12 protein-coding genes are annotated in these 13080 nt (G+C 71.0%); 10 read left to right on the top strand and 2 right to left on the bottom strand.

Translation table 11 applies throughout. The features are described from left to right. Positions 1–19: 19 nt before the first annotated feature. A complete protein-coding gene (leuA, locus tag AC07FV_RS02280) occupies positions 20–1741 on the bottom strand; it encodes a 2-isopropylmalate synthase (RefSeq protein WP_383642354.1) in 1722 nt (573 codons plus the stop codon). 345 nt (positions 1742–2086) lie between these two features. On the opposite strand from leuA, the gene AC07FV_RS02275 reads away from it, so the two are divergent. The 7 genes from AC07FV_RS02275 (at position 2087) to AC07FV_RS02245 (ending at position 9261) form a co-directional block, all read left to right on the top strand. Continuing rightward, complete coding sequence (locus AC07FV_RS02275) at positions 2087–3157, top strand: M4 family metallopeptidase (protein ID WP_479084023.1); 1071 nt, start codon at positions 2087–2089, stop codon at positions 3155–3157. Positions 3158–3178: 21 nt separating this feature from the next. After that, positions 3179–3445: a protealysin inhibitor emfourin gene (locus tag AC07FV_RS02270; RefSeq protein ID WP_479084021.1), complete on the top strand. Its 267-nt coding sequence runs from the start codon at positions 3179–3181 to the stop codon at positions 3443–3445. 45 nt (positions 3446–3490) lie between these two features. After that, complete coding sequence (locus tag AC07FV_RS02265) at positions 3491–4816, top strand: GH1 family beta-glucosidase (RefSeq protein ID WP_479084020.1); 1326 nt, start codon at positions 3491–3493, stop codon at positions 4814–4816. 106 nt (positions 4817–4922) lie between these two features. Further along, complete coding sequence (locus AC07FV_RS02260) at positions 4923–7082, top strand: PhoH family protein (RefSeq protein WP_479084019.1); 2160 nt, start codon at positions 4923–4925, stop codon at positions 7080–7082. Positions 7083–7094: 12 nt separating this feature from the next. Further along, on the top strand, positions 7095–7592 hold the full coding sequence (gene ybeY / locus AC07FV_RS02255) for an rRNA maturation RNase YbeY (protein ID WP_356603262.1): 498 nt from the start codon (positions 7095–7097) through the stop codon (positions 7590–7592). Then, positions 7589–8893 (top strand): hemolysin family protein, encoded by a 1305-nt coding sequence (locus tag AC07FV_RS02250; RefSeq protein WP_356603264.1) that lies wholly within the window; start codon positions 7589–7591, stop codon positions 8891–8893. The genes ybeY and AC07FV_RS02250 overlap by 4 nt, the downstream gene beginning before the upstream one ends. Continuing rightward, positions 8890–9261 (top strand): MmcQ/YjbR family DNA-binding protein, encoded by a 372-nt coding sequence (locus AC07FV_RS02245; RefSeq protein WP_479084017.1) that lies wholly within the window; start codon positions 8890–8892, stop codon positions 9259–9261. The genes AC07FV_RS02250 and AC07FV_RS02245 overlap by 4 nt, the downstream gene beginning before the upstream one ends. On the opposite strand, the gene AC07FV_RS02240 is transcribed toward AC07FV_RS02245, so the two are convergent. Beyond that, positions 9223–10668, bottom strand: coding sequence for an MFS transporter (locus AC07FV_RS02240; RefSeq protein ID WP_479084016.1), 1446 nt, complete (start codon positions 10666–10668; stop codon positions 9223–9225). The two genes, AC07FV_RS02245 and AC07FV_RS02240, sit on opposite strands and share 39 nt — an antisense overlap. Before the next feature lie 102 nt (positions 10669–10770). Here AC07FV_RS02240 and AC07FV_RS02235 point away from each other — a divergent pair, with 102 nt between their 5' ends. From AC07FV_RS02235 to era, 3 genes are all read left to right on the top strand, one after another. Further along, complete coding sequence (locus AC07FV_RS02235) at positions 10771–11667, top strand: helix-turn-helix transcriptional regulator (protein ID WP_479084014.1); 897 nt, start codon at positions 10771–10773, stop codon at positions 11665–11667. Positions 11668–11705: 38 nt separating this feature from the next. Next, positions 11706–12059: a cytidine deaminase gene (locus AC07FV_RS02230; RefSeq protein ID WP_479084012.1), complete on the top strand. Its 354-nt coding sequence runs from the start codon at positions 11706–11708 to the stop codon at positions 12057–12059. Positions 12060–12124: 65 nt separating this feature from the next. Then, positions 12125–13078 carry a GTPase Era gene (gene era / locus AC07FV_RS02225; RefSeq protein WP_383642380.1) on the top strand — a complete coding sequence of 318 codons (954 nt, stop codon included), beginning with the start codon at positions 12125–12127 and terminating at the stop codon, positions 13076–13078. Positions 13079–13080 lie beyond the last annotated feature (2 nt).

The following is a 13080-nucleotide window of genomic DNA, read 5'->3' as shown; positions in this document are numbered from 1 at the left end:
TGATCACCGATTCGGCTGGTCAGCGGGTGGCGCGGTTGACGGCGGAGACGACCGCCTTCAGCGAGGCGCGCGTGGTGTTCGCGTCGATTCCGATGCCCCACAGCACCTTGTCGCCGATGGCGCACTCGATGTAGGAGGCGGCCTGCGCGGAGGCGCCCTCGCTCATCGTGTGCTCCTGGTAGTCCAGCAGGCGTACGTCGATGCCGACGCCCTGCAGGGCGTGGAAGAACGCCGAGATCGGGCCGTTGCCGGTGCCGACCAGCGTGGTCTCCTGGCCGTCGACCGTGGCCTCGACGGTGAGGGTGTCGATGCCGTCGCGGTCGGTGGTGGTCTGGCCGTTGGCGACCTGGACGCGGCCCCAGGGGTTGTCCGGGTTGGGCAGGTACTCGTCCTGGAAGACGTCCCAGATGGCGGTGGGCGTGATCTCGCCCCCCTCGGCGTCCGTCTTGGCCTGGATCAGCTTGGAGAACTCGATCTGCATCCGGCGGGGCAGGTCCAGCTTGTGGTCGTTCTTCAGGACGTACGCGATGCCGCCCTTGCCGGACTGCGAGTTGACGCGGATGACGGCCTCGTAGGAGCGGCCGACGTCCTTCGGGTCGATCGGCAGGTAGGGCACGGCCCACTCGATGTCGTCGACGGTGACGCCCTTCGCGGCCGCGTCGGCCTCCATGGCGTCGAAGCCCTTCTTGATGGCGTCCTGGTGGGAGCCGGAGAAGGACGTGTAGACCAGGTCGCCCACGTACGGGTGGCGCGGGTGGACCTCCATCTGGTTGCAGTACTCCCACGTGCGACGGATCTCGTCGATGTCGGAGAAGTCGATCTGCGGATCGACGCCCTGCGAGAACAGGTTCATGCCCAGGGTGACCAGGTCGACGTTGCCGGTGCGCTCGCCCTGCCCGAACAGGCAGCCCTCGACGCGGTCGGCGCCGGCCATCAGCGCCAGTTCGGCCGCCGCCACCGCCGTACCGCGGTCGTTGTGCGGGTGGACGGACAGGCAGACGTACTCGCGGCGGGACAGCTTGCGGCCCATCCACTCGAAGCGGTCCGCGTGCGTGGACGGCGTGGAACGCTCCACGGTGGCCGGCAGGTTGAGGATGATCTCGCGGCCGGGGCCGGGCTGGTAGGTGTCCATCACCGCCTCGCAGACCTCCAGGGCGAAGTCCAGCTCGGTGTCGGTGAAGATCTCGGGGCTGTACTGGTACCCGAACTCCGTCTCGGGGCCCAGCAGCTTCTCGGCGTACTCCATGACCAGCCGGGTGCCGTCCACGGCGATCTGCTTGATGTCGTCCCGGGAGCCGCGGAAGACGACCCTGCGGAAGACCGGGGCGGTCGCGTTGTACAGGTGGACGGTGGCCCGCCTGGCGCCCTTCAGGGACTCCACCGTGCGCTCGATCAGGTCCTCACGGGCCTGCGTCAGCACGGAGATCGTCACGTCGTCCGGAATGGCGCCCGGGTCCTCGATGATCGAGCGTACGAAATCGAAGTCGGTCTGGCCGGAGGCGGGGAAGCCGACCTCGATCTCCTTGTAGCCCATCTTGACCAGCAGGTCGAACATCGCGCGCTTGCGGGAGGGCGACATCGGGTCGATCAGCGCCTGGTTGCCGTCGCGCAGATCGGTGGAGAGCCAGCGGGGGGCGGTGGTGACGCGCTGCTGGGGCCAGGTGCGGTCGGGGATGTCGACCTGCTCGTAGCCGCGGTACTTGGTGATCGGCATGGAACTGGGCTGCTGGCGGTTGGCCATGTTGGCGTGGGCTCCTCGTGATGTCCGCGGTGTCCGCGTGTCCAGAGAGACGGCCGACGCGCACCACCAAGCTCCGCGGGGAGGGAGTCGGCCTCTACAGGCCCTCGCCGCGGCAGCTAAGGAGAAGCAGCCCGAAACGCATGATGCCCAGCACCCTAGCCGAGCCACGCCGGTCACGCGGGTGCGTATCAGTATGCGGGACCACGGAGGGGAACCGTGAGGGAATAGGGACAAAAAGTGCCGTATACCACTCACCGCCGACCGGAGGGGCGCATTGGTCCCGGTTTTCACCAATCATGGTTGCGGGTGGTGACAGGTGCGTCACTCAGTGCGAAGGTGCCGGTCATGACGACCCACGGGGGCTTCGAGCCCGTCTTCTGCACCATCGTGCCGCCCCACGTCCTCGACAAGCTCGCCCAGCACGAGGACCCGGTGCTCGCCGGACCCGCTCGCCGCACGCTCCAGCGCGACGCCTTCGAGCGCACCCACCGCCGGCTGACCACGGTCATCGGCGCCCCCACGGTCACCGCGCGCGCCGGCGCCGAACCCGGGAAGCCGCACCGCACGGTCTTCGACGCCCGGCACGGCACCGAGCTGCCGGGCAGGAAGGTCCGCGGCGAGGGCGAGGAGCCCGGCAAGGACGCCACCGTCAACCGCGCCTACGCGGGCCTCGGCGCCACCTTCGAGCACTTCCTGAAGGCCTACGGGCGCGACTCCATCGACGGCGGCGGACTGCCGCTGGACGCGACGGTGCACTACGACCGCGAGTACAACAACGCCTTCTGGAACGGCGAGCAGATGGTCTTCGGCGACGGGGACGGGGAGATCTTCCTCGACTTCACCATCTCCCTGGACATCATCGGCCACGAGCTGGCCCACGGCGTCACCCAGCACACCGCCAACCTGACCTACTACGGGCAGCCCGGCGCCCTCAACGAGTCGGTGTCCGACGTCTTCGGCTCCCTCGTCAAGCAGTACTCGCTCGGCCAGACCGCCGCCGAGGGCGACTGGCTGATCGGCGCCGGGCTGCTCGCCCCGCGCGTGACGGGGGTGGCGCTGCGCTCCATGAAGGCGCCGGGCACCGCGTACGACGACGACGTGCTCGGCAAGGACCCGCAGCCCGCGACGATGGACGACTTCGTGCGCACCGGCCGCGACAACGGCGGCGTCCACATCAACTCCGGCATCCCCAACCACGCCTTCTACCTGGCGGCCACCGCGCTCGGCGGGCACGCCTGGGAGCGGGCCGGACAGGTCTGGTACGACGTGCTGACCGGCGGGGAACTGGCGCAGGACGCGCTGTTCACGGACTTCGCGACGCTCACGGTGAAGGCCGCCCGGGAGCGCTACGGCGACGCCGAGGAGCTGGAGGCGGTCCGCAAGGGCTGGGAGCAGGTCGGGGTGCGCGCCCTGTAGTTCCGTACTAGACACGGACCCATGCGGATTCAGGTGAGGCGCACAGGAGGCTTCGCGGGCATCGAACGCCACGCGGAGGTCGACACCGCGGAGCGGGCCGACGCGGACGAGTGGCACGCCCTGGCGGAGCGGGCCGCGGCCGACGGGCGGAGCACGCCGCCCGTCGGGGTGCCGGACGGGTTCAGCTACCAGATCACCGTGGACGGCAGGACGGTGTACGCCGCCGATCCCCGGCTGACGGACGAGCAGCGCCGGCTGATCTCGCGGGTGCTGAAGGAAGGGGCGTGAGCACGGCCGTTGACTTCGCTCAGCGGCGCTGCGGATGATCCGCGCATGGCGACGCAACCGATACCCCGGTTCCCGGACGGCTTCCTGTGGGGCGTGTCGACCTCGGCGCACCAGATCGAGGGCGCGGCCCGGCTGCGGGAGCCGTCCGTGTGGGACGTCTTCACCGCCGAGCCCGGACGGGTGAAGGACGGCTCCACCGCGGCGGTGGCCTGCGACCACTACCACCGCTACCGCGAGGACGTGGCGCTCCTGGCGGACCTGGGCGTGGACGCGTACCGCTTCTCGGTCTCCTGGCCGCGGGTGAACTCCCCCGGCGGCCTCGACTTCTACGACCGCCTCGTCGACGAGCTGTGCGCGGCGGGCGTCCGGCCGGTGCCGACCCTCTTCCACTGGGACCTGCCGGCGGGGCTGGACTGGCTGGAGCGGGACACGGCGTCCCGGTTCGCCCGGTACGTGACGCGGGTCGCGGAACGGCTCGGCGACCGCGTCGGCAGGTGGATCACGCTCAACGAGCCGGCCGAGCACACCCTGCTGGGCCACGCCCTGGGCACCCACGCCCCCGGCAGGGCGCTGCTGTTCGACGCCCTCCCGGCGGCCCACCACCAGCTGCTCGCGCACGGCCTGGCGGTACGGGCCCTGCGCGCGGCGGGCGCCGCGGAGATCGGCATCGCCAACTCCCACGGGCCGACCTGGCCGGCGTCGGACGACCCGGCCGACCGGGAGGCCGCGGACTTCTACGACCTCCTCCTGAACCGCCTGTTCAGCGACCCGCTGCTGACCGGGCGGTACCCGGAGGGCATCGCGGAGCTGATGCCGGGCGACGCGCGCCGCATCGACGCCGACCTGGAGATCATCGCCGAGCCGCTGGACTGGTACGGCGTGAACTACTACGCGCCCGCCCGGGTGGGCGCCCCGCAGGGCGCGGACACCGGGTTCGGGGGCCTGACGCTCCCCGCGGAGCTGCCCTTCTCGGTGCGCGCGATCGAGGGCCGGCCGGTGACCGACTTCGGCTGGCCCGTCGTGCCCGAGGGGCTGACGGAGCTGCTCACCGGCTTGCGCGACCGCTACGGCGACCGCCTCCCGCCGGTCGTGATCACCGAGAACGGCTGCTCCTACGAAGGGCTCGACGACCGGGACCGCATCGCCTACCTGGACGGGCACGTCCGCGCGCTGCACCGGGCGGTGGCGGCCGGCGTGGACGTGCGCGGCTACTTCGTGTGGTCGCTGCTCGACAACTTCGAGTGGGCGGAGGGGTACGCGCGCCGGTTCGGCCTGGTGCACGTCGACTTCGCGACGCTGGAGCGCACGCCCAAGGCCTCGTACGCCTGGTTCCGCGAGGTGCTGCGGGCGCAGCGGGCGCCGGTCGGATAAAACACCTCGGCGCTGTCGGCGGGGAGTCGTACGCTGGAAGCATCAGACCCGCCCGTCACGCGGCGCACGCCGCAGAGGAGGACTTGCAGGCCTCGAGCGCCGGCCCATGACTCAGACACCCTCAGCTCACTCTCCCGCGCAGGGGAAGGCGAGAGCACAGTTCACCGTCCCCGCCCAGCACCCCATGGTGACCGTGCTGGGGTCCGGCGACTCCCTCCTGCGCGTGATCGAGAAGGCCTTCCCGGCGGCCGACATCCACGTCCGGGGAAACGAGATCAGCGCGGTCGGCGACACCCATGACGTCGCCCTGATCCAGCGCGTTTTCGACGAGATGATGCTGGTGCTCCGCACGGGGCAGCCGATGACGGAGGACGCAGTGGAACGCTCGATCGCCATGCTCAAGGCGAGCGAGAACGGGGAGAGCGACGGCCAGGAGACCCCGGCCGAGGTGCTCACGCAGAACATCCTGTCCTCGCGAGGCCGCACGATCCGCCCCAAGACGCTGAACCAGAAGCGGTACGTCGACGCGATCGACAAGCACACCATCGTCTTCGGCATCGGCCCCGCGGGCACCGGCAAGACCTACCTGGCGATGGCCAAGGCGGTGCAGGCCCTGCAGTCCAAGCAGGTCAACCGCATCATCCTGACCCGCCCGGCGGTCGAGGCCGGCGAGCGGCTCGGCTTCCTGCCGGGCACGCTCTACGAGAAGATCGACCCGTACCTGCGCCCGCTGTACGACGCACTGCACGACATGCTCGACCCCGACTCGATCCCGCGCCTGATGGCGGCGGGCACGATCGAGGTCGCGCCGCTGGCGTACATGCGGGGTCGCGCGCAACCGGTCTTCACGAACGTCCTGACACCCGACGGCTGGCGTCCCATCGGTGACCTCCAGGTCGGTGACCTGGTCGTGGGCTCCGACGGGGAGCCGACTCCGGTCCTGGGCGTCTACCCGCAGGGGGAGAAGGACATCTACCGCGTCACGGCCCAGGACGGCTCCTGGACGCTGTGCTGCGGCGAGCACCTGTGGACGGTCCGTACCGCGTCCGACAAGCGCCGTGACAAGCCCTGGCGGGTTCTGGAGACCCAGGACATGATCGGCGACCTACGCGCGGCTCACGCTCGCCGGTACGAGCTGCCCCTGCTCACGGCACCGGTGCAGCTTCCCGAACGCGAAGTCCCGATGGACCCGTACGCGCTGGGCCTGCTGCTCGGTGACGGGTGCCTGACGGGCTCCACCACCCCTTCCTTCGCCACGGAGGACGAGGAGCTGGCAGGCGCTCTGGAGGCCGCGCTGCCAGGCGTCAGGGTCCGTCACCGCGGTGGCCCGGACTACGTACTCAACCGGGTCACGGCTCCCGGGGACGTGATCACCCTGGAGAACCCGGTCACGCGAGTCCTGCGTGAACTGGACCTGCTGCGTACCCGTTCGCACAGCAAGTTCATCCCGGACGATTACTTGAGCAATTCCGCCGATGTCCGGCTGGCCGTGCTCCAAGGCCTGCTCGACGCCGACGGGGGCCCGGTCGTCCAGAAGGACAGGACCTGCCGCATCCAGTACACGACGACCTCGATCCTGCTGCGTGACGACGTGATCTCGCTGGTCAGGTCGCTGGGCGGAGTGGCGTACACGCGTCGCCGCGCTGCCGAGGGCCGCAAGCCTGGTCTCGCGAAGGGCCGCGAGGTCGCTCATCGCCACGACGCCCACATCATCGACATCCGCCTCCCGGAAGGCATCGAACCCTTCCGGCTGGCCCGCAAGCGCGACACGTACCACGGGGCCGGAGGCGGCGGACGCCCCATGCGGTTCATCGACAGCATCGAGCCCGCGGGGCGGGAGGAAACCGTCTGCATCCAGGTGGCGGCCGAGGACTCGTTGTACGTCACCCAGGACTACCTGCTGACGCACAACACGCTCAACGACGCTTTCATCATTCTCGACGAGGCGCAGAACACCAGCCCCGAGCAGATGAAGATGTTCCTCACGCGGCTCGGCTTCGAGTCGAAGATCGTGATCACGGGTGACGTGACGCAGGTCGACCTGCCGGGCGGGACGAAGTCCGGTCTCAAGCAGGTGCAGGACATCCTGGAGGGCGTGGAGGACGTCCACTTCTCCCGGCTGTCGTCCCAGGACGTCGTCCGGCACAAGCTGGTGGGCCGTATCGTCGACGCGTACGAGCAGTACGACAGCAGGAACGGCACCGAGAACGGCGGCCACAACGGCGGCCGGACACCGAGAAGCGGTGCCAAGGCCAAGGGGAAGTAGACCAGCACGACCATGTCGATCGACGTCAACAACGAGTCCGGAACCGAGGTCGACGAGCAGGCGATCCTCGACATCGCCCGCTACGCGCTCGCGCGGATGCGCATCCACCCGCTCTCCGAGCTCTCGGTGATCGTCGTGGACGCCGACGCCATGGAGCAGCTCCACATCCAGTGGATGGACCTGCCGGGGCCGACGGATGTCATGTCCTTCCCGATGGACGAGCTGCGTCCGCCGGCCAAGGACGAGGACGAGCCGCCGCAGGGGCTGCTCGGCGACATCGTGCTCTGCCCCGAGGTCGCGGAGAAGCAGGGCACGGAGGCGGCGACGCAGCACTCCATGGACGAGGAGCTCCAGCTCCTCACCGTCCACGGGGTGCTGCACCTGCTCGGCTACGACCACGAGGAGCCGGACGAGAAGGCCGAGATGTTCGGTCTCCAGGCGGCCATCGTGGACGGCTGGCGTGCGGAGAAGGGCCTGACCGGCCCGTCCCCGGCCCCGACCGTCTCATGAGCCTCCCCCTGATCGCGGGCGCGGTCGCCCTGGTCGTGGTCGCCTGGCTCGCCGCGTGCGCGGAGGCGGGGCTCGCCCGGGTCTCCAGCTTCCGCGCCGAGGAGGCCGTGCGGTCCGGGCGGCGCGGCAGCGCGAAGCTCGCCAAGGTCGCCGCCGACCCGACGCGCTATCTGAACGTGGCGCTGCTGGTCCGCGTCGCCTGCGAGATGGCGGCCGCGGCGCTGGTCACGTACGCCTGCCTGAAGCAGTTCGACGGCACCGGCGAGGCGCTGGTGATCGCCATCGCGGTGATGGTGCTCGTCTCGTACGTCGCCGTCGGGGTCTCCCCGCGCACCATCGGCCGGCAGCACCCGATGAACACGGCGACGGCGGCGGCGTACGTCCTGGTGCCGCTGGCCCGGATCATGGGCCCGATCCCGTCGCTGCTCATCCTCATCGGCAACGCGCTCACCCCCGGCAAGGGCTTCCGCCGCGGTCCCTTCGCCTCCGAGGCGGAGCTGCGCGCGCTGGTCGACTACGCCGAGAAGGAGTCGCTGATCGAGGCCGAGGAGCGCCGCATGGTGCACTCGGTGTTCGAGCTGGGCGACACCCTGGTGCGGGAGGTCATGGTCCCGCGGACCGACCTCGTCGTCATCGAGCGCTACAAGACCATCCGCCAGGCCCTCACCCTCGCCCTGCGCTCGGGCTTCTCGCGGATACCGGTGACCGGTGACAGCGAGGACGACATCGTCGGCATCGTGTACCTGAAGGACCTGGTCCGCCGGACGCACATCAGCCGGGACGCGGAGAGCGACCTGGTGTCCACGGCGATGCGGCCGGCCTTCTTCGTGCCCGACACCAAGAACGCCGGTGACCTGCTGCGCGAGATGCAGAAGGAGCGCAACCACGTCGCCGTGGTGATCGACGAGTACGGCGGCACGGCCGGCATCGTCACCATCGAGGACATCCTGGAGGAGATCGTCGGCGAGATCACCGACGAGTACGACCGGGAGCTGCCGCCCGTCGAGGAGCTGGGCGAGGACCGCTTCCGGGTCACCGCCCGCCTCGACATCGGCGACCTGGGCGAGCTGTACGGCCTGGAGGAGTTCGACGACGAGGACGTGGAGACGGTGGGCGGCCTGCTGGCCAAGGCGCTCGGCCGGGTGCCGATCGCCGGCGCCTCCTCCATGGTGGAGCTGCCCGACGGCCGTGAGCTGCGGCTGACGGCGGAGGCCGCGGCGGGCCGCCGGAACAAGATCGTGACGGTGCTGGTGGAGCCGGTGAACGCGGCGAGGCCCGTCCCGGAGGGTGCCTCGGAATGACCCCCGCCCGGCTGCGCGCGCTCTGCCTGTCCTTCAACGCGGCGGTGGAGGACTTCCCCTTCGACGCGGAGATCTCGGTCTTCAAGGTGCGGGGCAAGATGTTCGCGCTGTCCTCGCTGGACGCGCGCCCGCTCACGGTCAACCTCAAGTGCGACCCGGACGACGCGCTGCGGCTGCGCGCCGACCATCCGGGGCTGATCGTCCCGGGCTGGCACATGAACAAGCGGCACTGGAACACGGTGACCGTGGGCGGGGTGACCGACGGCGGGCTCCCGGACCGTCTCGTCCGGGAGCTGGTGGAGGACTCCTACGACCTGGTCGTCGCCGGACTACCGCGCGCCGACCGTCTCCGCCTCGACCGTCCCTGAGCCCGCCGTCCGGCGGCCGCGCAGTCCGGCCGCGACCGCCGCGGCGGCCGCCAGCACGATCGCCGCGTCCAGGACCAGCACCGTGTGCACGCCGGTCGTCAGGTCGGTCGAGGTGGTGGCCAGGACGCCGAGCAGCGGGATGCCCACGGTGATGCCGAGCTGCTGGGTCGAGGTGACCAGGCCGGTCGCCAGGCCCTGCTCCTCGTCGGGGACGCCGGAGGTGACGGTCAGCCCGTAGGAGATGATCGCGCCCAGGTGGCACATGCTGGCCAGCGACACGGCCGCCGTGGCGAGCAGCACCGACCAGCCGCCCTCCCCCAGTGCCAGCAGGGACAGGCCGAGGGCGCCCTGCCCGGCGAGCGAGCCGGCCAGGGTGCGGCGGGCGCCGAAGCGGCCGATGACGCGCGGGGCGTACGTACCGGCCACCACCGACAGCACCCCCTGCACGCCGAAGACCAGGCCGGTCTGGAAGGCGGTCAGGCCCAGCACCTCCTGGAGGTACAGGGTGAGGACGAAGACCACCGTCGACATCATCGAGAAGGTGACCAGGCCGCCCAGGTTGCCCCACGCCACCGTGCGGCGGCGCAGCATCGGCAGGGAGACGAGCGGGGTGGCGGCACGGTACTCGACGGCCACGAAGGCGGCCAGGAGCAGCAGGCCGGCGACGAGGGTGAGGAGGACGTCGGTGCGGCCGAAGCCGTGTTCGGCGGCCGTCGTCAGGGCGTAGATCACCAGGAGCAGGCCGCCGGTGACGGTGACCGCGCCGGGGACGTCCAGGCGGGGGCGGTCGGGAGTGCGGGACTCGGGGAGCAGACGGGGGGCGAGGGGCAGCACGACCAGGGCGAAGAGCGCCAGCAGGCCCATGGTGGACCGCCAGCCCAGCAGGTCGGTGAGGACTCCGCCGGCGACCATGCCGACGGTGAAGCCGAGCGAGAGCAGCGTGCCGGAGATGCCGAGGGCGCGGTCGCGGGCCGGGCCCTCCGGGAAGGTCGTCGTCAGCAGGGACATGCCGGTCGGCACGATGGCCGCCGCACCGAGCCCCTGGAGGGCGCGTCCGGCGAGGAAGGAGGCCGGGTCCCAGGCGAAGGTGGCCAGCAGGGACGCCACGCCGAAGACCGCGAGGCCGGTGAGGAACAGCCGGCGGCGCCCGTACAGGTCGCCCATCCGCCCGAACAGCAGCAGGAAACCGCCGGACGGCAGGGCGAAGGCCGTGACCGCCCACTGGAGGGCGGAGGGGCTCATGCCCAGGTCCGCGCCGAGGACGGGCAGGGCGACGTTCAGGACGGAGAAGTCGAGCGCGACCATGAACTGGGCCGCGCAGAGCACGAACAGGACGAGCCGGTCGCGGGGTGAGAGCCGGGGAGCGGCCGGCGCCGCTGCGGAGGTCGGGGTGGTGTCGATCGCCATGGACATGAGCCTGCGGGCTGTGGAATAGCCGTGGGGAGCGGCCAGTTGTCCTGGTGGTGGCACCACCAGCCACCGCCAGCAGACGTTACGGGGGGTACGTACGTGCCGGATGTGATCGCGAGGTCCCGGGCCGCTGCGGGCCGGGACCGGCGCCGCAGTGAGCTGCGGGAGTTCCTGATGAGCCGGCGGGCCCGCGTCTCGCCGGCGGAGGCCGGTCTGCCGGACGGCGGGGGACGGCGCCGGACGCCGGGGCTGCGCCGCGAGGAGGTCGCCGTGCTCGCGGGCGTGGGCGCCTCCTGGTACCAGTGGCTGGAGCAGGGCCGTGACATCTCCGTCTCGCCGCAGGTGCTGGACTCCGTGGCCCGGGTGCTGCGGCTCAGCAACGCCGAGCGCCGCCACCTGTACGTGCTGGCCGGGCTGAACCCGCCCGCGCCCGAGGTGGAGCCGGCGAAGCGGGACATGTGCGAGGGGCTGCGGCGGCTGATCGACACGTGGATGCCGTACCCGGCGCACATCATGGACCGGTACTACAACTGCGTGATGTACAACGACGCGGCGGCGACGGTGCTGGGCATGCGGCCCGGGACGACGTGGAACTGCATCGTCGACTTCTTCACCGACCCGCTGTACCGCTCCCGTTCCCGCAGCTGGGAGGAGAACGCCCGCACGGTCGTCGCCCAGTTCCGCGCCGCCTGCGCGGACCACCCCGACGACGAGGGTTTCCAGCAGGTGCTGGCGGAGCTGCGGAAGGCCAGTTCCGAGTTCGCGGGGCTGTGGGCGCAGCGGGACATCGAGGACGCCGGGCAGATCCGCAAGGAGCTCGACCATCCGCTGGTCGGGCTGCTCAGCCTGGAGTCCACGGCCCTGAAGGTGCCGGCGCGGCCCGACCTCACCATCGTGCTGCACACGCCGCTGGACGAGGCGAACAGCGCGGCGAAGCTGGAGTGGCTGGCCTCGCCGGAGGGCCGGCGCGGGGCGATGTACCCGGTGGCGGGGTGACCGGGCGGGCGCCCGGCGGCGCTACGTATGCTCGCCTCATGACCGAGACTCCCGCCCTCGACCCCGAGGACCGCAAGATCGTCACCCTGGCCCGTTCCGCGCGGGCCCGCAACGGTGTGCCCGAGGGGGCCGCCGTACGGGACGAGACCGGCCGTACGTACGTCGCCGGCACCGTCGCGCTCGACTCGCTGCGGCTCAGCGCGCTGCGCACGGCGGTGGCGATGGCGGTGGCGTCCGGCGCGAAGTCGCTGGAGGCGGCGGCCGTGGTGACCGCGGCGGAGTCCGTGCCGGACGAGGACCGGGCGGCCGTCTCGGACCTGGGCGGCCCCGGGACGCCGGTCCTGGTCGCCGCTCCGGACGGCACGGTCCGTGACACGGTGAGCGCGGGCTGACCGTCGCCGGCCCCGCGGGCGACCGTGGTGCGGCGGGGCTCCGGGGATCAGGGACAATGGGCGCCATGAGCGTTCGTACCCAGTCATCCGAAGAACCGGCCGAGGCTGTTCACCGGGCCGGCTTCGCCTGCTTCGTGGGCCGCCCCAACGCGGGCAAGTCCACCCTCACGAACGCTCTGGTCGGGCAGAAGGTGGCGATCACCTCGAACCGTCCGCAGACCACCCGGCACACCGTGCGGGGCATCGTGCACCGGGAGGACGCCCAGCTCATCCTGGTGGACACCCCGGGCCTGCACAAGCCGCGCACGCTGCTGGGCGAGCGGCTCAACGACGTCGTGCGGACGACGTGGGCCGAGGTGGACGTCATCGGTTTCTGCCTGCCGGCGAACGAGAAGCTGGGCCCCGGTGACCGCTTCATCGCCAAGGAGCTGGCGGCGATCAGGAAGACCCCGAAGGTCGCGATCGTCACGAAGACGGACCTGGTGGACTCCAAGACCCTGGCCGAGCAGCTGATCGCCATCGATCAGCTGGGCCAGGAGCTGGGCATCACCTGGACGGAGATCGTCCCGGTGTCGGCCACCGCGAACCAGCAGGTGGACCTGCTGGCGGACCTGCTGACCCCGCTGATGCCCGAGGGCCCCGCGCTCTACCCCGAGGGCGACCTGACCGACGAGCCCGAGCAGGTCATGGTGGCCGAGCTGATCCGGGAGGCGGCGCTGGAGGGCGTCCGGGACGAGCTGCCGCACTCCATCGCGGTGGTCGTCGAGGAGATGCTCCCGCGTGAGGACCGCCCCGCCGACAAGCCGCTCCTGGACATCCACGCCAACGTCTACATCGAGCGCCCCAGCCAGAAGGGCATCATCATCGGCCCCAAGGGCAAGCGCCTGAAGGACGTCGGCATCAAGTCCCGCCAGCAGATCGAGGCGCTGCTCGGCACCCCCGTCTTCCTGGACCTGCACGTCAAGGTCGCCAAGGACTGGCAGCGCGACCCGAAGCAGCTGCGCCGCCTCGGCTTCTGAAC

This window comes from Streptomyces sp. NPDC045956, assembly GCF_056430705.1.
Note: the sequence above shows the minus strand (reverse complement) of the source record. Positions and strands in the feature narration are given on the sequence as shown.